This is a genomic window from Gemmatimonadaceae bacterium (assembly GCA_036273715.1).
Taxonomy (GTDB): domain Bacteria; phylum Gemmatimonadota; class Gemmatimonadetes; order Gemmatimonadales; family Gemmatimonadaceae; genus JADGGM01.
The window spans coordinates 84487-105965 of record DASUHB010000062.1 but is presented as its reverse complement, the minus strand read 5'-3'; the positions used below and the strand labels follow the sequence as shown (position 1 = coordinate 105965).

The 21479-nt window shown below is 68.4% G+C and carries 22 protein-coding genes; 13 read left to right on the top strand and 9 right to left on the bottom strand.

Going from position 1 to position 21479, the window contains the following annotated elements:
* The first annotated feature begins 104 nt into the window (after positions 1 to 104).
* Entirely contained in the window at positions 105 to 1526 is a 1422-nt protein-coding gene (locus tag VFW04_13200; GenBank protein ID HEX5180284.1) for an amidohydrolase family protein, read from the top strand.
* A 4-nt stretch (positions 1527 to 1530) separates the two neighbouring features.
* On the opposite strand, the gene VFW04_13195 is transcribed toward VFW04_13200, so the two are convergent.
* On the bottom strand, positions 1531 to 3135 hold the full coding sequence (locus VFW04_13195) for an ankyrin repeat domain-containing protein (GenBank protein ID HEX5180283.1): 1605 nt from the start codon (positions 3133 to 3135) through the stop codon (positions 1531 to 1533).
* A gap of 132 nt (positions 3136 to 3267) precedes the next feature.
* Complete coding sequence (locus VFW04_13190; GenBank protein ID HEX5180282.1) at positions 3268 to 3726, bottom strand: SRPBCC family protein; 459 nt, start codon at positions 3724 to 3726, stop codon at positions 3268 to 3270.
* A gap of 141 nt (positions 3727 to 3867) precedes the next feature.
* Here VFW04_13190 and VFW04_13185 point away from each other — a divergent pair, with 141 nt between their 5' ends.
* The 4 genes from VFW04_13185 to VFW04_13170 all read left to right on the top strand — a co-directional run bounded on the left by VFW04_13185 (position 3868) and on the right by VFW04_13170 (position 10251).
* Entirely contained in the window at positions 3868 to 4200 is a 333-nt protein-coding gene (locus tag VFW04_13185; GenBank protein ID HEX5180281.1) for a PadR family transcriptional regulator, read from the top strand.
* A gap of 10 nt (positions 4201 to 4210) precedes the next feature.
* Positions 4211 to 6874 (top strand): ABC transporter permease, encoded by a 2664-nt coding sequence (locus VFW04_13180; protein ID HEX5180280.1) that lies wholly within the window; start codon positions 4211 to 4213, stop codon positions 6872 to 6874.
* 156 nt (positions 6875 to 7030) lie between these two features.
* Complete coding sequence (locus tag VFW04_13175; GenBank protein ID HEX5180279.1) at positions 7031 to 8704, top strand: Ig-like domain-containing protein; 1674 nt, start codon at positions 7031 to 7033, stop codon at positions 8702 to 8704.
* Between the two features lie 278 nt (positions 8705 to 8982).
* The gene (locus VFW04_13170; protein ID HEX5180278.1) at positions 8983 to 10251 is read left to right on the top strand and encodes an ankyrin repeat domain-containing protein; all 1269 of its coding nucleotides are present in this window, start codon (positions 8983 to 8985) and stop codon (positions 10249 to 10251) included.
* Between the two features lie 26 nt (positions 10252 to 10277).
* Here VFW04_13170 and VFW04_13165 read toward each other — a convergent pair whose 3' ends face one another.
* From VFW04_13165 to ccmA, 4 genes are all read right to left on the bottom strand, one after another.
* Positions 10278 to 10424: a hypothetical protein gene (locus VFW04_13165; protein ID HEX5180277.1), complete on the bottom strand. Its 147-nt coding sequence runs from the start codon at positions 10422 to 10424 to the stop codon at positions 10278 to 10280.
* Positions 10421 to 11125 (bottom strand): cytochrome c biogenesis protein CcsA, encoded by a 705-nt coding sequence (gene ccsA / locus VFW04_13160; protein ID HEX5180276.1) that lies wholly within the window; start codon positions 11123 to 11125, stop codon positions 10421 to 10423. The genes VFW04_13165 and ccsA overlap by 4 nt, the downstream gene beginning before the upstream one ends.
* A 142-nt stretch (positions 11126 to 11267) precedes the next feature.
* Positions 11268 to 11954 carry a heme exporter protein CcmB gene (locus VFW04_13155; GenBank protein HEX5180275.1) on the bottom strand — a complete coding sequence of 229 codons (687 nt, stop codon included), beginning with the start codon at positions 11952 to 11954 and terminating at the stop codon, positions 11268 to 11270.
* The gene (ccmA, locus tag VFW04_13150; protein HEX5180274.1) at positions 11947 to 12738 is read right to left on the bottom strand and encodes a heme ABC exporter ATP-binding protein CcmA; all 792 of its coding nucleotides are present in this window, start codon (positions 12736 to 12738) and stop codon (positions 11947 to 11949) included. Before ccmA ends, VFW04_13155 begins: the two co-directional genes overlap by 8 nt.
* Positions 12739 to 12852: 114 nt before the next feature.
* Between ccmA and acs the strand changes: the two genes are divergently transcribed.
* The 6 genes from acs to VFW04_13120 all read left to right on the top strand — a co-directional run bounded on the left by acs (position 12853) and on the right by VFW04_13120 (position 16528).
* On the top strand, positions 12853 to 14817 hold the full coding sequence (gene acs / locus VFW04_13145) for an acetate--CoA ligase (GenBank protein HEX5180273.1): 1965 nt from the start codon (positions 12853 to 12855) through the stop codon (positions 14815 to 14817).
* A gap of 62 nt (positions 14818 to 14879) precedes the next feature.
* Positions 14880 to 15041 (top strand): hypothetical protein, encoded by a 162-nt coding sequence (locus tag VFW04_13140; protein HEX5180272.1) that lies wholly within the window; start codon positions 14880 to 14882, stop codon positions 15039 to 15041.
* A 96-nt stretch (positions 15042 to 15137) separates the two neighbouring features.
* Positions 15138 to 15689, top strand: coding sequence for a DinB family protein (locus VFW04_13135; protein HEX5180271.1), 552 nt, complete (start codon positions 15138 to 15140; stop codon positions 15687 to 15689).
* A gap of 27 nt (positions 15690 to 15716) precedes the next feature.
* Positions 15717 to 15926: a hypothetical protein gene (locus VFW04_13130; protein HEX5180270.1), complete on the top strand. Its 210-nt coding sequence runs from the start codon at positions 15717 to 15719 to the stop codon at positions 15924 to 15926.
* A 49-nt stretch (positions 15927 to 15975) separates the two neighbouring features.
* On the top strand, positions 15976 to 16143 hold the full coding sequence (locus VFW04_13125; protein ID HEX5180269.1) for a hypothetical protein: 168 nt from the start codon (positions 15976 to 15978) through the stop codon (positions 16141 to 16143).
* Positions 16144 to 16153: 10 nt separating this feature from the next.
* Entirely contained in the window at positions 16154 to 16528 is a 375-nt protein-coding gene (locus tag VFW04_13120; protein HEX5180268.1) for an MGMT family protein, read from the top strand.
* A 63-nt stretch (positions 16529 to 16591) separates the two neighbouring features.
* Here VFW04_13120 and VFW04_13115 read toward each other — a convergent pair whose 3' ends face one another.
* Positions 16592 to 16810, bottom strand: a complete 219-nt coding sequence (locus VFW04_13115) for a hypothetical protein (GenBank protein HEX5180267.1) — start codon at positions 16808 to 16810, stop codon at positions 16592 to 16594.
* Between the two features lie 188 nt (positions 16811 to 16998).
* Here VFW04_13115 and VFW04_13110 point away from each other — a divergent pair, with 188 nt between their 5' ends.
* The gene (locus VFW04_13110; GenBank protein ID HEX5180266.1) at positions 16999 to 17526 is read left to right on the top strand and encodes a putative metal-dependent hydrolase; all 528 of its coding nucleotides are present in this window, start codon (positions 16999 to 17001) and stop codon (positions 17524 to 17526) included.
* Positions 17527 to 17549: 23 nt separating this feature from the next.
* The gene (locus VFW04_13105) at positions 17550 to 18086 is read left to right on the top strand and encodes a hypothetical protein (GenBank protein ID HEX5180265.1); all 537 of its coding nucleotides are present in this window, start codon (positions 17550 to 17552) and stop codon (positions 18084 to 18086) included.
* A 9-nt stretch (positions 18087 to 18095) separates the two neighbouring features.
* Here VFW04_13105 and VFW04_13100 read toward each other — a convergent pair whose 3' ends face one another.
* The gene (locus VFW04_13100; GenBank protein HEX5180264.1) at positions 18096 to 19715 is read right to left on the bottom strand and encodes an O-antigen ligase family protein; all 1620 of its coding nucleotides are present in this window, start codon (positions 19713 to 19715) and stop codon (positions 18096 to 18098) included.
* Positions 19716 to 19746: 31 nt separating this feature from the next.
* Positions 19747 to 21450, bottom strand: coding sequence for an amidase (locus VFW04_13095; protein ID HEX5180263.1), 1704 nt, complete (start codon positions 21448 to 21450; stop codon positions 19747 to 19749).
* Between the last annotated feature and the right edge of the window lie 29 nt (positions 21451 to 21479).

Sequence of the window (21479 nt, the reverse complement as noted above, 5' to 3'; positions counted from 1 at the left end):
GGACGTCAGTCCCGCTTCCGGCTCTGGTGATGCGGCGCGCCCGCCCGTAGCATCCGGGCCATGGCTTGCCGGTCCCCGCTCGACGCCTTCCAGGAGATTCGCCCATGCGCTTCCAAGCGCGCTGCCTGCACCACACTCTCGCCCAACGCCATCGCCGGTTCCCGTGGTCGCTCGGCCTCGCCATGGCCGCGTTCGCTTCCGTTGGGCACGTGACGCCCCTCGCCGCCCAGGCGCGCGACACGCTGCTGTCGGCGCTCAAGCTTCCGGTCGAGGCCGGGTACGCCCCGCTGGTGCCGCCGGCGCCGGGACATCCGGTGCTCCTGCGCCCCGACCGCGTGTTCGATGCGACGAGCGAATCCGTGCACGCGGGATGGGTCGTGCTCGTCGAGGGCGACAGCATCGTCGCCGTTGGGCCGGCCGCGACCGTGCACGCGCCCGCCGGCGCCGAGACCATCGCGATGCCTGGCCTAACGCTGCTGCCCGGGCTGATCGATGCCCACTCGCACATCTTCCTCCACCCGTACAACGAAACGCTGTGGGACGACCAGGTGCTCAAGGAGCCGGAAGGCTACCGCGTGGTGGAAGCGGTGCTCCACGTACGGAACACGCTCATGCAGGGCTTCACGACCCTCCGCGATCTCGGCACCGAAGGCGCCGGGTTCGCCGATGTGTCGATGAAACGCGCGATCAACGAAGGACTCATCCCCGGCCCGCGTCTCGAGGTGGCCACGCGCGCGATCGTCGCCACGGCGAGCTACGGCCCGGGGCCGCGCGGCTATCGCCCGGACCTCGACTTGCCGCAGGGCGGACAGGCGGTGAGCGGCGTGCCGGAAGTGCTCGCCGCGGTGCGCGAGCAGGCCGGCCGCGGCGCCGACTGGATCAAGGTGTACGCCGACTACCGCCGCGGGCCTAACGGAACGACCATGCCGACGTTCAGCCAGGATGAGTTGAATGCCCTCGTCGCCGAGGCGCACTCCTCCGGCCGCCCCGTGTCGGTCCACGCCGCCACCGCCGAGGGAATGCGGCGCGCGATCCTCGCCGGCGTCAACACCGTCGAGCACGGATTCGGAGGCACGGACTCGGTGTTTCACATGATGGCCGAGCGCGGCGTCGCGTACCTACCGACGCTCACCGCGGTCGAAGCCTACGCGGAGTACTTCGACCACTACATCCCCGGCAAGAGCGCGCCGACCGCATCGATGATCGAAGCCAAACACGCATTCCAGCTCGCACTGAAGAACGGCGTCACCATCGGCTGCGGCAGCGACGTCGGCGTGTTCACCCACGGCACCAACGCGCGCGAGATCGAGTGGATGGTGAAAGACGGCATGCGGCCGGCGCAGGCGCTGCTCGCGGCCACGGCCGTCGACGCGAAGATCCTTCAGTTAGACAAGGAGATCGGACGGCTCGTCCCCGGGCTCAAGGCCGACATCGTGGCGGTCCAGGGCGACCCCACGCAAGACATCTCGGCCGTGAGCCGGGTGCGATTCGTGATGAAGAACGGCGTGATCTACCGGCGTCCGTAAGGCGTCAGCCAACATCGTCTTGCGCGGCGGTGGCGCCCCGCGCCGCGAGGTGCTTGGCGATGGCCGGACTCGCGATGTTCTCGGGCGGTTCGCCCCATCGGTTGATCGACGGCAGGCGCGCGGCGCCGGCGTCGAGCAGCGCGTCCACGATCGCGACGTACGTCTCGTCGTGGCCGCGGTGTTGGCCGGACCCGTGCGCCGCCCAGCCGAGCGGCGAGGAGCCGAACTGGGTGTCGCGCACCTCCACCGGCGCGCCTAACGCAAGCAGCATGCGCACCAGCTCGAGCTTGCCCTGCCAGGCCGCCCAATGCAGCGCCGTCCCGCCGTCGGGCGCTTGCGCATCCAGCGTGCACCCGAGCTCGAGCATCACCCGGATGGCGTCGGCATTGTCCTGGGACACCGCGCGCGAGAGCCCGAACCCGGCGTGCGTGACGATGAGCGTCGCGAGCTCGGGATGTGCGGTCAGCACGCCGCGCGCTCGCGACGCGTCGCCGGCGAAGCACGCGTCGAGCAGCTCGTCTTGCGGGCCCAACGACGCAGCGTCCGCGCCGTGCTCGAGCATCAGCGCCGCCATCTCCCGGTTGCCGCTGCGCACGGCCAGCGCGTAGGCGGTCGCCCCATCCGCGCGGCGCAGATTCGGATCGGCGCCGTGCGCGAGCAGCGCGCGTGCGGTCGCGACCTTGGGTCCCCCGCAGGCGACGCCGTGCAAGGGCGTCTCCTGCGTCTTACCGCTCGGGACGTTCGGATCGGCGCCCTGCTCGAGCAGCCATGTGAAGCCCTTGAACCACGTGGCGTGCCCGTCGGCGTCGCCGGCGTGCCCCACGAGAAAGTAGAGCGGCGTATTGCCGTACGGCGACTGCGTGGACGACAGATCGGCGCCGTGCGCGACCAGCGCCTCGAGACAGGCACGCCGGTTGAACTGCGCGGCGTGATAGATCGACTCGCCATCCTGCGTGCGGGCCCCGCGATCGAGCAGCAGGTTGACTAACGGAAGATTGTCGCTCATACACGCGTGGTACAGCACCGAGATCGGCGCCGGTGCGCCGTCCTGTTCGAAGTACAGGCTCCCGCTGTTCGGACTCGCGCCGGCGTCGAGCAGCATCGCCGCGACCCGCAGCACATCGGCGGCACGGCGCGGGCCCGTGCGGTGGACGGCGGATGCGCAGGCGTACGCGAGCGGCGGCCACGCCTGCTTGCCGCGCGTCTCGTGCACGCACGCGGGGTCGTCTGCGATTCGGCGCGCAACGTCACCGGCATCGCCCGCCGCGGCGGCCGTGAAGATGCTGAACCGCGGCAGCCCCGGATGCTGCTTGAGCAGCCGGGACACGATGCCCGTACGACCGTGTTCGACCGCGTCCAGCAGCCGCGCCGCCTGCGCATCGAGCGGAAGCGATGTCTCGATCTGCGCCTTGAGCTTGGGCCAGCTTTCGAAGCCGCGCTCACGCGCGATCACGAACTGCGCTTGGGAGAGCTTGGGCGACGTCGTATCACGCAGATGCGCGGCTACACGCGCAATTGCGTCGCGATCTCCGGCGCGCCAATCGCGGAGCAGATCCTTGGCGCGCTTCCGTTCGTAGGAAAAATCCGGGGATGGGGGGAGTGCGGACACACGGCCTCCTTCATGAGCGCCCGAGTGTCCGCTCCCGCCGGGCATGAAAGAGGTAGCGAATGTACCTAACCATCTGCCAGGCGGGACGATCCCTTTCCGCGGACGGGGCGCGCCCTGGTGCGCGACCCCGAACTATACGTGCGCGTTCCGTGCCTCGCCACCGACGTTCGCCAACTCGCAGCGCTCTCGCAGGTTCTCGGCTTCCATTCTGATGTAGCGAGTCGCAAGCGCGAAATACATCCGGCCGGCAAGTCCGCCGAGCGTTCCCGAAAAACGAATCGACAACGTGACGCGGCTTCCGGAACCGTGCGGCTCGATCGCGTGGTCGGCTTCCGTCATGACGCCCGGTCCCCGGCTCATCCACGTGAACCCGCGCTGCTCGTCGAGACGCGTGACCTCCCACACCGCGGGTCCCATGCGCGGCTGGCGCACGCGGGTCGTGCTCCCGACGGTGAACGGGCCGTGATCGAGCCTCGTGACTTCCTGCATCGTGGGCGTCCAGTCCGGCCAGTGCTCCACATCCTTCATCACCGCCCACACGTCGTTAGGCGGCGCATCGATATCGATGGTGACGACGATCGGTTCCAACACCGTAGCACCTCCATGCAAATCCCTCTATGGAATGAATAACCCGCCACCGGGACGAGCGGCCGGCGGCGGCATGGGCGCACCCCCTTGACAGCCATGCACCGCCGGACGACCTTCCACTCACCTGGTGACTGGAAGAGACCCGTGAGCCGGACGCCGTCCGAGTTGTTGCAGGGCACCGTCGACATTCTCATCCTGCGTGCCCTGGCGTGGGAGCCCATGCATGGCTACGCCATCTCGCGCTGGCTCGACGCGCGCAGCAACGGCGTGCTGGCCGTCGACGGCGCCGCGCTGTACCAGGCGCTGCACCGGTTGGAGGAACGCCGGCTCGTCTCGGCGTCCTGGGGCACGTCGGAAAACAATCGCAAGGCCAAGTACTACACGCTCACGGCCGCCGGGCGGTCGCGCCTGCGCGCCGAATCCGCGGTGTGGCGGACGTACGCGGAGGCGGTGACCAAAGTGCTCAAGCCCGCATGAGCGAGGCCATATGACGCGGCCGCGGCCATCGTTTCGCTTTCCATGGCGATCGCGCGCCGACATCGCGCGCGAGGTGGACGCAGAGCTCGCGTTCCACCTCGACATGCGCGTGCGCGAGCTGGTCGCCGGCGGCATGAACGCCGGCGATGCGCACCGCGCCGCAGCGGCCGAGTTCGGCGACCTCGAGGGGACCCGCACGTACTGTCGGGCTGCCGATGCGCGGAGCGACCGCGCCGCCCGCGCCGCCGACCGCCTAACGGAGTGGCGGCAGGACGCGCGCTACGCGTTGCGTACGATGCGGCGTTCGCCCGCCTTCGCCGCCATCTCGCTCCTCACGCTCGCGCTCGCCATCGGCGCGAACACAGCGATATTCAGCGTCGTGCGCGCGGTGCTGCTCCGGCCGCTTCCGTACGCCGATCCCGGCCGCCTCGTCGCCGTCACCGAGTCATGGCCGTTCGATCCGGGGACGCACGCGCCGCTGTCGCCGCCCGACTACGTCGACTACCGTGCCCAGCAGCACGCGTTCACCGATCTCGGCGCGTACTCGACGGCGATGGGTCCCGTGGTATGGCAGCCGGCCGGCGCGGATCCGACGACGCTCAACGGCATCCCGGCGGACGCCCATCTCTTCCGCGTGCTGGGCGTGGGTGCAGCGTTAGGCCGCACGTTCGACGATGACGCGAGCGGCGACAGCAGCAGCGTGGTTCTCTCCTCGGACTTCTGGCGGCGAGCGTTAGGCAGCGATCCGCACGCCGTCGGACGGCGCCTCGTGCTCAACGGCCGCTCCATGACCGTCATCGGCGTGATGCCGCGCGGCTTCGTGCTCGACCGCACCGAAGACATCTATCTGCCGCTCGACATCCGCGATGATCTGGCCAGACCCGAGATCACGCGCAAGCAGCACTGGGTGCTCGTCATCGGGCGCCTGCGCCCCGGCGTGTCGCTCGAGGCCGGCCGGGCGGATCTTGCGATGGTGGCGCATCGCCTCGCCGTGCAGTACCCGGCTGCCGACAGCGGACGCAACGCGATCGTGACTCCGTTGCACGAGCGGGCCGCCGGCACGCTGAGAACGCCGCTGCTCCTGCTGCAGGCGGCTGCCGCGATCGTGCTGCTCATCGCGTGCGCGAATCTCATGAACCTCACACTCTCGCGCACCATCGGTCGCCGCCAGGAGCTCGCCCTCCGCGCGGCGCTCGGCGCCGGCCGCGGCCGCATCATCCGGCAACTGCTCACCGAATCGCTGCTGCTGGCAGGCGCCGGCGGCGCGTTAGGCGTGGCGCTCGCCATCGCGGCGACGCGAGCCCTGCTGGCGATCAATCCCGGCACCCTGCCGCCCCTGTTCGCCGTGGGCGTCGACCGGCAGGTGCTCGCCTTCAGCGTGCTCCTGTCCGTGGCCGCCGGCGCGCTGTTCGGACTCATCCCTGCGCTGCACGCGATGGGCGCGGGCGTCAGCGACGCGCTCAAGGAAGGAGGGCGCGGCGCCAACGCGACGCGCAGCGGCGGCGGCGTACGGCGCGTGCTGGTCACGGCACAGGTGGCGCTGGCGGTGATGCTGCTGGTCGGCGCCGGGCTTCTCACGCGCAGCTTCACCGAGCTCACGGGCGTGCAACTCGGCTTCGATCCAGCGCACGTCGTGACGGCGCAGCTGCGCGTCAGCGGTCCGCGCTACGACTCGGTTCCGACGACCAACGCGTTCTACGACGGTGTGTTAGGCGAAATCGCGCGCGCGCCGGCGGTGATCGCGGCCGGCGCCGCAACGATCCTTCCGACGCAAGGCTCGGTCTCCACCAGCATGCGCATCGAGGGGCAGCCGGTAGACGAATCGCGTCTGCCCGATATGGCGTATGTCGCCATCCGCGGCCACTACCTCGAGGCGATGCGCATTCCGCTGCTGGCCGGCCGGCGCTTCGATGCGTCGGACACCCCGGACGGTCCGAAGCGCGTCCTCGTCAACCAGACCGCGGCGCGCCGCTACTTCAGCAATGGCGATGCCGTCGGAAAGCGCATTCGCATCGGGCCTGACCCGAACGGCGAATGGATGACCATCGTCGGCGTCGTGGGCGACGTGCGCAGCGGGGGGCTCGACCAACCGCCCATCCCCACGCTGTACGTGATGCACGCGCAGGAGGCGTGGTCCCACACCTTGTCGGTCGTGATGCGCACGTCTGACGCCCGGGCGGCAATCGACGCGCTGCGGCGCGCGGTGAAGGATGTGGATCCCTCCATGCCGCTTCGGAACATCGAGCCGATGGACGACGTCGTCGGCGCGAGTCTCGCCGCGCGGCGCTTCGCGCTCGGGCTCGCAGGAAGCTTCGCCGGATTGGCGCTCGTGCTGGCGACGTTGGGCATTTACGGCGTGCTCGCGTACGAGGTCTCGACGCGGACGCGCGAATTCGGCGTCCGCCTCGCGTTAGGCGCAACGCCGGCCAGCGTCCTGGCGCTCGTCGCCCGGCGCGGACTCGCCTGGTCGATCGTCGGGCTCTCGTTGGGAATCGCGGGCGCCGTGGCCGGCGCGCGCCTCCTCACCGGCGCCCTCTACGGCGTCGGCCCGCTGGACGTCACGACCTACGCCCTGGTCGCCGCCGGCTCGCTCCTCATCGTGACCGTGGCGTCTGTCGTCCCGGCCCACCGGGCTACCAGGGTCGACCCGCTCTCGAGCATGCGCTCCGACTGAGGAGCCCGATCGTCCCTCGACGCGCTGGCGCGTCAGGGATTGCCTGACAGTTCGTAAGGGAATCTCCGCGAAAAGGCAGTCGATCTAAAGCCTGAGATCGGCACGACGATACTCAGGCGAAACCGTCGACCGTCCTCCTCCTTTTCGCCTGAGACCATGACCCGATCATCGATCCCCAACCCGCTGCGCCTAACGCTGGCGGGTATCGTGATGCTCGCCGGACTTACCGCCTGCGACCACGAGAGCGGCACCAATCCCAAGCACAGCGTCGCGTCGCAGATCCATGCCATGGCATGGGCCGACAGCCTCGTGGTCGGCCAGTCCGTGACGTTCCGCGCGAGCGTGCTCGACCAACACGGCGATACCCTTGCCGCGCCGCAGCTGTCGTGGACCAACAGCGCGCCGTCCGTGCTTTCCATCCAGACGCTGGCGAACGGCGATTCGATCCGCGTGACCGCGGCCCGCCCCGGCAGCGCGACAGTGTCCGTCGATGTCGTGGGTGCGAGCGAAAGCCTCCGCACTTCCGGCGTCGTGCACGTCGGTCTCTCCGGTGCGCGCATCACGGCACCCGACGGCGCGGCCACCCTGCCGACGATCGGCGCGCAGATGGTCGTCTCGGCGCGGGCGTTAGGCTTCGATGGCGTGTCGGTCGACTCGACCGGCCTCGCCTGGTCGCACGGCGCCGACAGCGTCCTCGTCGTCACGCCGTTCGCCGGCGGCGACTCCGCCGCCGTGACCGCGGCGCACTTCGGCACCGACACGGTGACCGTCGTCGCACCGTCCTGCCACGGGGCGTGCAGCGCGCACGTCGTGTTCTCCGTTGGGCATCTGGTCGCGTCGGTGGCGGTCGCGCCCGCGGCCGACACGTTGACGTCGGTCGGCGCCACGGTGCAGCTGAGCGCGACGGCGCACCATGCCGATAGCACCGCGGCAACCGTGGCCTCGTTCACGTGGGCGTCGAGCGACTCCGCGATTGCGACGGTCGATTCCACGGGTCTCGTGACCGCGGTCGCGGACGGCAGCGCGCAAATCGTCGCGTTCGCCGAAGGCGTCGAGAGCAACGCCGCATCCATTCAGGTTTCGCTCGGGCCGACCCCCGGCGGCGACCTGGTTGTGTTCAATGACATTGGCCTGTTCCAGAACGCCGCACTCACGGCCGATTCGAGCAACGCGATTCTGATGCGCAACCTCGTGTCGTACACGGCCGCGGGCGCCCGCGCGTCGGGCAAGACGGTATGGCTCGACTTCGGGCACGGCTCGCTCTGCAACTCCGCCTGCATCGGCAACCTGAGCAGTGCGACGTCGGCAATGACCGGCCAGGGCTATACGGTGTCCACGATCAGCACGAGCGCCGGCAGCCTGACGTCGATCCCGAGCGATGTGAAGCTCATCATCTTCTTCCTGCCGACGCAGGCGTTCACGCCGGTCGAGATCAACACCATCAAGCAGTTCGCGAAGGATGGCGGTCGTGTGGTGTTCGTCGGTGAGAATCCGCCGACGTACGGCCGGTACTTCCCGATCGAGAACGCCTTTCTCTCGAACCTGGGCTCGGCGATGACGAACGCAGGCGGCAACTTCGCCTGCAGCACCGCCGATCTGTCCTCGTCGTCGCTGCGCGCGTATCAGGTCACGACCGGCATGACCGGGTTGTACGTCGCCTGCTCGTCCGCCCTGACGCCGGGTACGAGCGATGTGGTCCTGGCGTACGACGCGTTGAATCAGAACGTGCTGGCCGCCGTCACCAGCATCGATACCGCGCCGCTCGTGGTGCCGACGGGCACGATCCGGCGGCCGACGCACGTGCTGCGGAGTGCCATGCCTAACCGGTAGCCCTCGGAGGATGCCGGTGGACGAAACGCGGGTCGCGCAGGTGCGCGGCCCGCGTTTCGTCGTGGTCGGCGCCGCGGGCTGCGTTGGTCTCCTCTAGCCCACCCGGCGTTGCTTGACCCGCCGCGGCTCTGGTGCTACGCTGGAGCATGGCGCGCAGGGCGCCTCCCGTCCGCGGACAGGACCGAGTCCACCTGAGTTGGCGATACGACAGGCCACGGTTTTCACGAACCTCCTCTGCCCGATGCCGGCGGACCACGGGCGCACCCAGGAGGCTCGTCATGCCTAACCGCCGCTTGCCGGTCCGACCCGACCTCGAGCAGCTCCGCCACCAAGCCAAAGATCTGCTGCGTGCCGCGCACGAGCGCGATGCATCGGCCCTCGCCGACTTCGCCGCGTTTCATCCCCGCCCGATCGATCCCGCGCGGGCCACGCTCGCCGACGCGCAACTCGTGCTCGCCCGCAGCTATGAGGCGCAAAGCTGGCCGCGCTTGGTCCACGCGTGCGAGCTCACCGATGCGATCTGGCGCGACGACGTCGACGCCGTGCGCGCGCTCATCGTCAAGTTCCCCGAGTTGCTCCACGAGCAGGCGCTCATCCGCACCAACAGCAACTGGGGTCCACCCATGAGCTACGCCGCCAATCTGGGCCGCGACCGCATCATCGACGCCCTGCTCGAGCTGGGTGCGTCGGATCTCGAGCATGCCGTGGGCCGCGCCACCCTGCAGGGGAAGGTCGGCACGGCCCGCCGCCTCCACCGCCGGTTAGGCTCGCCTCGCCCGACGGCCGACTCGCTCAGCGGCCCTGCGTACACGCTGAGCGTCGAAGGCACGGCGCTGATGCTCGAGCTCGGTGCGCCGGTGGTCGACGCGGAGGGCCGTTGCGTCGCACCGGTGGATGTGGTGCTCGAGTCCGACAGCCGGAACCCATCGGCCAAGCACGCGATTCTCGAGATGTACGTCGCGCACGGCCTCGAGCTGCCGGACACGCCGGTGATGGCGCTGCACCGCGGTCGCATCGATCTACTCGAGTGGCACCTGCACCGCGATCCGTCCTTGTTGCATCGCACGTTCGCCTTCGCCGAGATCTACCCACCCGGGCTCGGCTGCCACGATGAGGTGCTGGCCACGCACGGCACACCGCTCGGCGGGACGACGCTGCTCCACATGTGCGTCGACTACGACGAGATCGAGATCGCGCGGTGGCTGCTGGAGCAGCGGATGGATGTGAATGTGAGGGCCGCCATCGACCGAGACGGATTCGGCGGTCATACCGCGCTCTTCAATACCGTAGTGTCGCAGCCGGCATTCTGGATGAACCATCGCGGCGGACCGTTCGAGGCGCCGTTCACGCAGTTGCTACTCGAGCGCGGCGCCGATCCCAACGTTCGGGCATCGCTGCGCAAGCAGATCCACCCGGGATACGGCGCCGACCCGATGCGCGAATATCGCGACATCACGCCGCTGTCATGGGGCCAGCGGTTCGTGTTCAAGCAACTCGTGAGCGAGCCGGCGATGCGCCTCATCGCCGAACGCGGCGGCCGCGCCTAACGGAACCGTCGGGCCCGCGCGGGCGCTCAGTCGCGCGGGCCCGAGTCGCTCGCATCCGCCAGGCGCCGGCGCACCGTGCGCCGCCGCAGCCAGATGCTCACCGCATACGCCGCGTGCACGACGATGACGACGAGGTACGCCGCGTGGTAGTAGCCGGCATTCTGCGGGATCATCGGCCGTCCTCCGCCTCGAGCAGCATCTCATCCGCCGCCAGCCGGTACCGCGCGCGCAGCAGCGCCAGGTACAGCAGCGTGAACGAGCAGAACGCCATCAGGAACGTGATCAGCATGTCGTTGGGCAAGGACGGCTTGCTCGGCTTGCCGATGATGGGCATCGGATGCAGCGTGCGGAACAGATACACGCTCAGGTGGATGAACGGGATGAGCAACGATCCCAAAATGCCTAACACAGCCGCGTAGCGGGCGCGCATCGCGCGGTCCTCCACGGCGCCGCGGAGAATCAGATACCCGACGTAGATGAACCACAGGAACAGCGTCGACGTCAGGCGCGCATCCCACGTCCACCACGTGCCCCAGATCGGTTTGCCCCACAACGATCCGGTGATCAGCGTGATCGTCGTGAACACCACACCCACCTCGGCGGACGACTCGGCGAGCCGGTCGAGGCGCATGTCCTTCATCCAGAGATAGCCGATGCTCGCCACTGCCACGACGCCGAACGCGAGAAACGCGACCCACGCCGATGGCGGATGCACGTAGTAGATCTTCTGCGCCGGGCCCTGCAGCGCGTCCATCGGCGTGAAGAAGATCGCGCGAATGAAGGTGCCCACCACAGCGAGCACCGCCACGACGAACAACCAGTCGAACGTCGGCGGCGCGACACGGGGGGCAGGTGTCGCGTCGCTGGCGCGCATTGATGCTCGAGCAGCGGTATCTGTCATTCCTGAGGAGACGGGGTAAGGCACTGCCGACAGCCAAAGATGGCGGTGGATTGTGCTTGGGCCAAGCCCGTCCTTAAGCGCTCGTGTCGAATGGCAACGCGGACGGCCTCGGCCGTCAGTCTTCGATGGTGTACGGGAACGCCAGCGTACACGCGGCCACGAACACCAAATCGAAGGCGAGGAGAATTTTCAGCCATGCGATGGACTCGATCACCGGGCGCCCGAGTAAGAGTCGCGCCGTCGTCTGCGCGGCCGGGACCACGATCGGCACGAAAAACGGGAGGGACAACATCGGCAGCAGCAGCTCGCCGAGCCGCGTGTTGACCGACATGGCGGCGAACAACGTGCCGACCGCGACCAGCCCGATGGCCGCCAGAATCATGAGCGCCGCCAGGGCGGCGGCGCCGGCAAATCCGCCTAACGGCATGTCGTAGAACAGCGCCACCGCGGGCACGGCGATCACCTCGATCGCGAGCACGAACACCAGGTTGGCCATCGCCTTCCCGAGGTAGATGGCGTGCCGCGGAATCGGCGCGCCGAGCAGACCATCCAGTGCGCGGTCCTCGAGCTCGACGCCGAACGAGCGGTGAAGGCCGAGCAGTCCCGCGAAGGTGAAGATCACCCACAGGACGCCGGGGGCGAGATCGGACGCCGCCACGGCGGTCGGATCCCAGGCAAAAAAGAAAATCACGATCGCCAGCAGGGCGAACACGACGGCCGAGAAGAACGCCGTGCGCGTCCGGAACTCGATGGCCAGGTCCTTGCGCGCGATCAGGAGCGCGGCGCCGAACGCGTCAGGCATCGAGCGTCACGAGCCGTCGGTAGGCATCCGCATACTCACGCGCATCGATGCCCTCGCGTGGTTCGTATCGCGCGAACGTGCCGGCGGTCATCACCGCGGCGTGCGTCGCCAGTGCGAGGCCTTCCTCGATGTTGTGCGTCACCATCACCAGCGCGGCGCCCGACTGGCGCAGGATGCCTAACGCAGCCGACAACGCCGCCGCGCCGGCGGCGTCGAGACCGGTGAACGGCTCGTCGAGCAGCACCACCGTCGGGTCGTGCACCGTGGCGCGCGCAATGCTCACGCGCTGCTGCATGCCGCGGCTCAGCGATCGCACGGGCGTATCGGCGCGCGGCGTCATCCGCATCACCTCGAGCACGCGCCCGGCGGCGCGCCGCGGATCCCGAACGCCGAACAATCGCGCCGCCAGTTCGACGTTCTCGCGCGCCGACAGCGCGCCGTACAGCATGCTCGCGTGCGAGATGAACCCGATGTGACGTCGCGCCTCGGGACCGCCCGGCAGCGCTACGCCGGCGACCGATGCGCGGCCGCGCGTGGGGCGCAGCAGGCCGGCCAGCACGCGCAGCAGGGTCGTCTTCCCTGCTCCGTTAGGCCCGAACACCGCCAGGCAGTCGCCCGCATCGAGCGCGAACGACACGCCGTCCACCGCGCGCCGCGGCCCGAACGCGCGCACCAGCGCCTCGACCTCGACCGCGTGCCGCGCCTCCGCCACTATCGCCGATGTCGCCACGATGCGTCCGTGACGCCGCGCGGCCGCGGTCGAGTCGTGCCAATCATGACTCAACAGTAGCGCGTCGCCGCCGCGCGCGGAACGCGGTATGAAGGATGCCGTCGCTCTGGACGCCCTGCGGGGCGCCGCATAAGGTACCTCGAACCCACCCTCAACTCCGCTCGTGCCATGACCGACATCGACGTGCTGCTCCAGGAAACACGCAAGTTCACGCCGACGGCCGAGTTTTCGCGCGCCGCCAACGTCCCCTCACGCGATGTCTACGACCGCGCGGCCAGGGACCCGGAGGCTTTCTGGGCCCAGCAGGCCCGCGAGCTCGAGTGGTCCACGCCGTTCACGAAAGTGCTCGAGTGGAATGCGCCGTGGGCCAAGTGGTTCCTCGGAGGGAAGCTCAACGCATCGGTCAACTGCCTGGACCGTCATCTCCGCGGTCCCCGCCGCAACAAAGCGGCTCTCATCTGGGAGGGCGAACCCGGTGACACGCGCACCTTCACGTATTGGGATCTGCACCGGGAAGTGTGCAGGTTCGGCAACGTGCTGCGCCGGCTCGGCGTGAACCGCGGCGACCGCGTCGCGATCTATCTGCCCATGATTCCCGAAGCGGCGATCGCGATGCTCGCGTGCGCTCGGATCGGCGCGCCGCATTCCGTGGTATTCGGGGGATTCTCGGCTGAGTCGCTGCGAGACCGGATCAACGATGCGCAAGCCAAGGTGCTCATCACGGCCGACGGCGGGTATCGCCGCGGACAGATCGTGCCGCTCAAGCGCAACGCCGACAAAGCTCTCGAGGAAACGCCGAGCATCGAGCACGTGGTGGTCGTCCAACGACGGCCCGGCGGCCAGGGCGATGAATCGGCAGCGTCGATGCACGCGAAGCGCGATCACTGGTGGCACGAGCTCATGAGGGATGTCGATGCCGACTGCGCGCCCGAAGAGATGGACGCGGAGGACGTGCTCTACATCCTCTACACGTCGGGCACGACCGGCAAGCCAAAGGGGATCGTGCACACTACCGGCGGCTATCTCACCGGCTGTGTCGCGACCACGAAGTGGGTATTCGATCTCAAGGAAGATGATGTGTATTGGTGCACGGCAGACGTGGGCTGGGTGACCGGCCACTCGTACATCGTGTACGGACCGCTCGCGTGCGGCGCGACCTGCGTGATGTACGAAGGCGCTCCCGACTGGCCGGACAAGGATCGCTTCTGGGAGCTGTGCGAGAAGTATGGAGTGACCATTTTCTACACGGCGCCCACGGCGATTCGCGCATTCATGAAGTGGGGCGACTACCTGCCGGCGCGCCACGACTTGTCGCAGCTGCGTCTGTTAGGCTCAGTGGGCGAGCCCATCAATCCGGAAGCGTGGATCTGGTACCACGTCAACATCGGACACGAGCGGTGCCCCATCGTCGACACGTGGTGGCAAACCGAGACGGGCGCGATCATGATCACGCCGCTCCCGGGCGTCACGTCGACCAAGCCGGGCAGCGCGACGGTTCCCTTCCCCGGGGTGTCGGCCGATTTGCTGGACGCGAACGCGAAGTCGATCCCGTTAGGCGGCGGCTTGCTGGCGCTCACGCGCCCGTGGCCATCCATGCTGCGCACCATCTGGGGCGATCCGGATCGCTACGTGCAGACCTATTTCTCGAAGTGGCCCGGCCGTCCGGACCTCTACTTCCCGGGCGACGGCGCCAAGCGCGACGAAGACGGTTACTACTGGATCCTCGGCCGCGTCGACGATGTGCTCAACGTCGCCGGCCATCGCATCGGCACGATGGAAGTGGAGTCTGCGCTCGTGTCGCACCCGGCCGTGGCCGAGTCCGCCGTCGTTGGGCGGCACCACGATCTCAAGGGACAGGCAATCGCCGCATTCGTGACGCTGCGCGAAGGATTCAAATCGTCGCCCGAGCTCCGCGACGAGCTTCGCGATCACGTCGCCGACAAAATCGGCGCGCTCGCCAAACCGGACGACATTCTGTTCAGCGCCGATCTGCCAAAAACGCGCTCCGGCAAGATCATGCGGCGACTCCTGCGCGACATCGCCGAGGGCCGTGCGTTGGGCGACACGACGACGCTTGCCGATCCTGCCGTCGTGGCGAAACTCAAAGAACAGTACGAGTCGCAGGAGTCGTAGCGGGTGGCGTTCCGCGCGTCTCGTTCGTCACTCCGGAGGACGCACTCTTCCGGAGTGACACGATGCGCGGCACACTTGCATTCATCGGTACGACAATCGGCGGCGCCATCGGCTGGTGGATCGGCGCGAGGGTCGGCTTCACCACCGCAGTGATCGTCAGCGCCGTCGGCAGCGGCGTCGGCCTGTACTATTCCCGGCGCATTGCGGATGCTGTGATTCCCTGACGCGACTCGACTGGCGCGCACCGCCGGCGGCGAGCATCATGAATCGAACGGGTGCAGCGCGACCCGGACGACACGTCCTTCCCGCACGGAGCCACGATGCCGCACGTCCGAATTCCGCGTCCAGCGAGCGACGAGTACGCACCGTACTTCCAGCGCTATCTCGACAAAATTCCAGACGGCGACCTGATCGAGCATCTCACCGACCAGCTCGCCGAAACGCGCTCGATGCTGGGCTCGCTATCGGATGCTGACGCCCGCTTCCGCTACGCGCCGGACAAATGGAGCATCAAAGAAGTCGTCGGTCACATCACCGACACCGAGCGCATCATGGCCTATCGCGCGTTGTGCTTTGCCCGCGGCGAACAAGGACTGCTTCCGTCGTTCGATGAAAACGCGTACGTGAAAGCATCGCGGTTCGACGAGCGCGAGCTCGGCGCACTCGTCGCCGAGCTCGGTACGGTGCGCGCATCCACGATAGCACTCTTCGGCGGATTGACGGAGGACGAGCTGCTGCGCCGCGGCCGCGTCCCGAGTGGCGAGTACACCGTCCGCGCGCTTGCGCACATTATCACCGGGCACGAACGGCACCACCAGCAGATTCTTCGTGAGCGGTATCTCGCGGCTATTCGCCGCGGCGGCGACGCATAGGCGAGTCAACGAGCGCAAGGAGGAGCCATGGCCGGACAAGGGTCTACCGGAAACGTGCTGGCGGCTGCAGCGAGCTTCTTCATACCGGGCCTGGGCCAACTACTGCAGGGGCGGCTCGGCATGGCGGTCTTGATGTTCGCCCTTGCGTTTGTGTTGTGGTTCTTCTGGATGGGCTGGGTGATTCACCTGTGGGCCATCCTGGACGCCGCCATGTGGAAGCCCAAGCAAGTCGTCTGAGTTTGGCGTGACGGGTCGTATTTGACTCCACCGCCGGTGAGATTGCGGTATGAAGAACAAGCTGCGAGACGACGCGCCGGCACCCAAAGACAATCTGCCCAAGCGCATGCCCGAGGTGGATCCGGTGGACGAGTCGTCGCGGGAGAGTTTCCCGGCGAGCGATCCACCGAGTTGGGCGCCGCTCAGGGCGGGCCCGCCCTGCACCGAGCCGGAGTAGGCGCTGTCGCGTGGCGCGCCCTAAGGGTTCGGAATCGTACGACCGGATTTACTCGGTGGTGCGACGGATTCCGCGTGGGCGGGTGGCGACGTATGGCCAGGTGGCGGTGCTGGCCGGCCTGCCGCGACAGCCGCGTCTCGTGGGGTACGCGATGCACGCGCTGCCCAACGGAACGTCGGTGCCATGGCACCGCGTGATCAACGCGCGGGGCGGCGTGAGTCCGCGCGCCGGCGACGGCGCGGGCAGTGTGCGACAGCGGTTGTTGCTGGAGGCCGAAGGCCTGCGATTCGATGCGGCCGGCCGGATTTCGCTCGCGCGCCAGGGATGGAAGCCGCGGCGGAGCGGCCGTGTCGTTACGGCGCGGGCCCGCGGCGGATTCGCCTAACGAAGTACGGACGGGCCGCGAGCGCGGCGGGGCACTCACTGGAGCGCCCCGCGCGTGTCGAGCTCATTTGCCGACGCCGGCCTCGCGGAGCTGCGGCACGGACTGCGGCGGAATCGACACCATGTGATCGCACTCGGTGCACACATCCACGAGGACGTCCGGTACACAGAGGCGCGAGCGAGCGAGACGGACGGTGCGATACTCGAATCGCGTGCGGACCACTTTATGACAACGCTTGCATTCATTCGCGGCGTAGTCGCCGGGGTTCCAGGCGAGCTTCATACAGACCTCTTTATGTAGTCGTCGGCGCTCACCCGTGCGAGCGCATGGAATCTTCTCTCTGCACGATCCCGTACGGAAAGTTGCAGGGAAGGTTTCGTACTCACGCGTTGCATCGGGTTGGTGATTTCTCTATGGTACGACACGAGAACGCGGGTGCTGCACAATCTTTGACACCGCTCGAGGTTGCAGTGACCGATCTGCGTTATCCAGTCGGCAAGTTCACGCCTCCCGCGAGCATTTCGGAGTCGCAACGCACAACGTTGATCGACGACGTTGCGCGTGCGCCGGCTGCGTTGCGCGCCGCGGTAGCCGGGCTCACACCGGGCCAACTCGACACGCCGTACCGTCCCGGCGGTTGGACCGTTCGGCAGGTGGTCCACCACGTGCCGGACAGTCACATCAACGCATATGTGCGGTTCAAGCAGGCGTTGAGCGAGCGCACACCCACGATCAAGCCGTACGACCAGGATGTGTGGGTGACGCTGCCGGACACGGCCGCAACTCCGGTGGACGTATCCCTGGCGCTACTCGACGCACTCCATGCGCGCTGGGTCACGCTCCTCCGCGCCATGCGGCCATCGGATTTCGAGCGCGGATACGACCACCCTGAGTACGAGCGCTTCGTGCCGCTATCGGAGGCCCTGGCTTCGTATGCCTGGCACGGGCGCCATCACGTGGCGCACATTACATCGCTTCGCGAACGCAACGGATGGTAGCGATGCTCGCGTTAGGAGAGGCTATGCAGCAAGCGACACAAACGCAGGTGCCGGACGCGGCGGCGCTCAGCCGCCAGATCCGTGAGCAGGTGCTCCAGCAGGTGCGGGCGGCGCAGGAGCAGGCGGTGGTGGCGCGTGAGCAGGCACGGCACGCGCAGCAGGCCGTGCAGCAAGGTCAGACGGCGCCTCCAGCTCCGCCACCGCTGCCGGGCGTCTCCGATGCACCGCTCGTCGCCGGCACCACGGTCCCGCCGTTCACCGTCGATCCCTTCATTGTGAACGGGCGCCTCGAGCACATCGCGATCGGCTTCTTCGTCATGGTCGCGTCGCTCTTCTTCATCGTGCCCATCGCTCGCGCGCTGGCGCGGCGCATCGTCTCGAGGCCAATGCCGGCTCCGTTAGACCAGGGGCTCGCCGATCAGCTCAAGCGGATCGAGAATTCGGTCGATTCGATGGCCATCGAGATCGAGCGGATTTCCGAAGCCCAGCGCTACATGGTTCGCCTGCAGTCCGATCGCGGCGCCTCGCCGGCGCTGCCGCCGCAGCACGCGGCGTCCTGACCCGGGCGCTCACCGCTCGCGCGTCCGAACGCCGCACGCGGCCAGGAGACGTCGCGGCGCCGGCGCCGACGGAAACAACCCGTGCGCGGCGCCGGCTCGCTCGCGCACGGCGTCGCAACGGCCGCGGTGCGCGTCCAACGTGGCCAATCGCATCTGAATGGGATAGCTGCCCGGGTCGAGCGTCGCGGCGCGTTCGAGTGCCGCGGTCCGTCCATCGCGCTCCACCCACCGCATGGCGGTCGCCTGCGCGAAACTCCGGCCGAACGCGGCCGCGCCGGCAGCCAACACGAGCGTCAACGCGATTGCGCGTCGCCGAGGGGTGAGCTCGATGGTCGCGCGCGTACGCGATGGAACCGCAAGCGCACCTAACAGGGCCCACACGATGAGCGCCGGCGCGGGCAGGAGCAGCAGCGCATCGAAGGCGCCGGCCACGACGACCGTGACCGTCGTGGCCACGAGGACGAGTCCTTGCGCGAATTCGTCCGAGTCGGCGCGCGGCGACATTGCCAGCACGCCCGTCACGCAGAGCCCGACGAACGTGACGAGGAGACATGCGGCCGCCGGCGCGCCGCGCTCGGCCACATCCGCCATCCAGTCGCTGCTCGGCCACGGATTGGCCGTCATGCCATCGTCGGGGTCGATGGATGGATCGTTAGGCGTGGCCACCGACGGATAGCGAACCGACCAGTTGCCCGGACCGACGCCCAGCACCGGATGCGCCGACACCAGGCGCAGCGTATTGCGATACTGCACCAGCCGTCCGCGGCCGCTCCCTCCACGGTAGTCCACCACGGCGCGCACCGAGTCCAGGTACGGGGAATCGCTCTTCCAGTTGAGATGGTTAGGCACGAAGATCGCGGCCAGCACGGCCGCCGCGACTCCGGCCAGCAGCCCTCCCGCGCGGCCGGACGCGGCGCTGCGCCGCCACACGCGGTGTCCGGCCAGAACGCCGATCACGGCGATGGGCACACACACCGCGAGCGCCAGCCACGCGGCGCGGGTGCGCGAGAGCGTCAGCATCGCCGCGAGCACCACCGTGCCGGCCGTACCGAGCCGCGCTCCCCACGCCGTCTTGGCGCCGAGCGTCCGCCAGAGCAGCGCCGGCGTGGCAATGGCGGCGAGATGCGCCACGAAATTGCGGTTGCCTAACGTACCACCCGGCGCGCGGTTGAGGCTCACGTAGTCGGTCTCGAGCCCGTAGGCCTGGAGCAGCGCCGTCACGCCGACCAATACGACCGCGAGCACGAGCCACGACAGGAGCGCGTCGCGCCAGCCGGCGCGCGCGATGGCCCGCGCACACCAGAAGATGGCCACACCCGAGAGCGACACCGCGAGCGCACGCCACGCCAGCCACCGATTCGTGCTCAGCACCGCCGAGACCAGAGACAATCCGAGAAACGCTACGAGCAGCGTGTCGATCCGCGTGAGCTCGAAGCGCGGCGCGCGCGATATCAGCACCAGCGCCGCGAGCGCGGCTGCGCCGTGCAGCACGAGCTCCTTCGGGACGAAAAAGCGGTCGAGGTCGAACGTCTTGTACGGCAGCACGGCGAGCGCGACGCCGATGGCGCCGGCGGCAATCAGCGCCAGCGCCACGGCGTGCGTCCAGGACCGGCGCGCGTCGCCCCTCATCGAACGCGAAGATCCTGCCTAACAAAGCGGCTCAAGTCGAGCGCGGGTGACCATCCGTCGGAATGTCCGCCATCGATGCGAACGCCGGCGGCCGGCGCATCTTGGTCGCCTGCTCATACGAGTAGGCCAACTTGATGAGCGTCGGCTCCGACCAGGCGCCGCCGATGAACGACAGCCCCACCGGCAGCCCGAACGCGTAGCCCATGGGAACGGTGATGCTGCCGTAGCCGGCGACGGCCGCGAGCTCCGAGCTCCCGCCGCCGCCCGAATCCCCGTTCACGAGATCGATGTGCCACGGCGGTCCCTGGGTCGGCGCGACTAACGCATCCAGTTTGTGCTTGGCCAGCACCGCATCGATCCCGCGCACGCGCGAGAGCTCGTGGCACTTCGCGAGCGCCTTCGTGTACCCCGGCGACGTGAGCGGCCCCTTCTTCTGCGCCTGGATCATCGTCTCCTGCGCGAAGTACGCGAGCTCCGTCGACGCATGCTGCTCGTTGAACGCGATCACATCGGCTAACGACTTGACCGGCGATGACGTCAGCGCAGCGAGATACGCGTCCAGGTCGGCCTTGAACTCGTAGAGCAACACCTCGAACTCGGCGTCCCCGAACTTGCCCGCCGTGGGGAATGCCACCGGGTCCACAAGCACCGCGCCGCGATCGCGCATCGCGTGCAACGCGTCTTCCATGAGTGCATCAGCCGCGCGGCTGTACCCCATGTACCGCCCGCGCAGCACACCGATGCGCGCTCCCTTGAGCCCGCCGGCATCGAGGAACGTCGTGTAGTCGGTGTGTGCCTTGCCGGCGTTCGCGTGCGTCGCCTTGTCGAGCGGATCGACTCCCGTTAGGACGCCGAGCAGCGCCGCCGCGTCCGCGACCGTGCGGCACATCGGTCCCGGCGTGTCCTGCGAATGCGAGATCGGCACGATGCCGGAGCGGCTCAGGAGCCCGACGGTCGGCTTGATGCCCACCAGCGAACACGCGGCGCTCGGACTGACGATGGAGCCGTCGGTTTCGGTGCCGATCGCCGCTGCTGCAAAGCTCGCCGATGAGGCGCCGCCCGAGCCCGAGCTCGACCCCGATGGCGTGCGGTCGAGTGCATACGGATTGTGACTCTGTCCGCCGCGTCCGCTCCACCCGCTCGTGGAATGCGACGCGCGGAAATTCGCCCACTCGGAGAGGTTCGTCTTGCCGAGGATGATGGCGCCCGCGGCGCGCAGACGCGCGGCGATAAACGAGTCGCGCGGCACCTTGGCGCCGACGAGCGCCAGCGATCCGGCGGTCGTCATCATCTTGTCGTCGGTCGCGATGTTGTCCTTGATCAGCACCGGAATGCCGTGCAGCGGACTGCGCGGACCCTTGCTCTTGCGCTCGGCGTCGAGGGCATCGGCGATCTCGAAGGCATCAGGGTTGAGCTCGATCACTTCGTTGAGCATCGGACCGCGATGATCCAGCTCGTCGATGCGCGACAGATAGAGCTCGACGATCTTTCGCGCCGTGTACTTCCCGGAGGCCATCCCATCCTGGAGCTGGGCGATCGTGGCCTCCTCCAGCTCGAAGGGCGCCGCCACGTGGCGCGCCGGGCGCGTTGCGTTAGGCGGCGGCCCCGCGCCGGGGGCCAGCTGTGGGAGTTTGCCTTTGGTAAGTGCGAGCGCACCGCCCGCCAGCGTGGCGCCGACGAAGTGTCGCCGGCTCATGCCTCCCGCGGGCGCTGCGGGATCGTCATGCTGCGTCATCGCTCCTCCTCGGTGAGATCGTGATCGCG

Coding starts and splice junctions, on each gene's coding strand:
- VFW04_13200 (HEX5180284.1), top strand. CDS start 105: ATGCGCTTCCAAGCGCGCTGCCTGCACCACACTCTCGCCCAACGCCAT.
- VFW04_13180 (HEX5180280.1), top strand. CDS start 4,211: ATGACGCGGCCGCGGCCATCGTTTCGCTTTCCATGGCGATCGCGCGCC.
- VFW04_13175 (HEX5180279.1), top strand. CDS start 7,031: ATGACCCGATCATCGATCCCCAACCCGCTGCGCCTAACGCTGGCGGGT.
- VFW04_13170 (HEX5180278.1), top strand. CDS start 8,983: ATGCCTAACCGCCGCTTGCCGGTCCGACCCGACCTCGAGCAGCTCCGC.
- VFW04_13165 (HEX5180277.1), bottom strand. CDS start 10,424: ATGATCCCGCAGAATGCCGGCTACTACCACGCGGCGTACCTCGTCGTC.
- ccsA (HEX5180276.1), bottom strand. CDS start 11,125: ATGCGCGCCAGCGACGCGACACCTGCCCCCCGTGTCGCGCCGCCGACG.
- VFW04_13155 (HEX5180275.1), bottom strand. CDS start 11,954: ATGCCTGACGCGTTCGGCGCCGCGCTCCTGATCGCGCGCAAGGACCTG.
- acs (HEX5180273.1), top strand. CDS start 12,853: ATGACCGACATCGACGTGCTGCTCCAGGAAACACGCAAGTTCACGCCG.
- VFW04_13140 (HEX5180272.1), top strand. CDS start 14,880: ATGCGCGGCACACTTGCATTCATCGGTACGACAATCGGCGGCGCCATC.
- VFW04_13135 (HEX5180271.1), top strand. CDS start 15,138: ATGCCGCACGTCCGAATTCCGCGTCCAGCGAGCGACGAGTACGCACCG.
- VFW04_13130 (HEX5180270.1), top strand. CDS start 15,717: ATGGCCGGACAAGGGTCTACCGGAAACGTGCTGGCGGCTGCAGCGAGC.
- VFW04_13125 (HEX5180269.1), top strand. CDS start 15,976: ATGAAGAACAAGCTGCGAGACGACGCGCCGGCACCCAAAGACAATCTG.
- VFW04_13115 (HEX5180267.1), bottom strand. CDS start 16,810: ATGAAGCTCGCCTGGAACCCCGGCGACTACGCCGCGAATGAATGCAAG.
- VFW04_13105 (HEX5180265.1), top strand. CDS start 17,550: ATGCAGCAAGCGACACAAACGCAGGTGCCGGACGCGGCGGCGCTCAGC.
- VFW04_13100 (HEX5180264.1), bottom strand. CDS start 19,715: ATGAGGGGCGACGCGCGCCGGTCCTGGACGCACGCCGTGGCGCTGGCG.
- VFW04_13095 (HEX5180263.1), bottom strand. CDS start 21,450: ATGACGCAGCATGACGATCCCGCAGCGCCCGCGGGAGGCATGAGCCGG.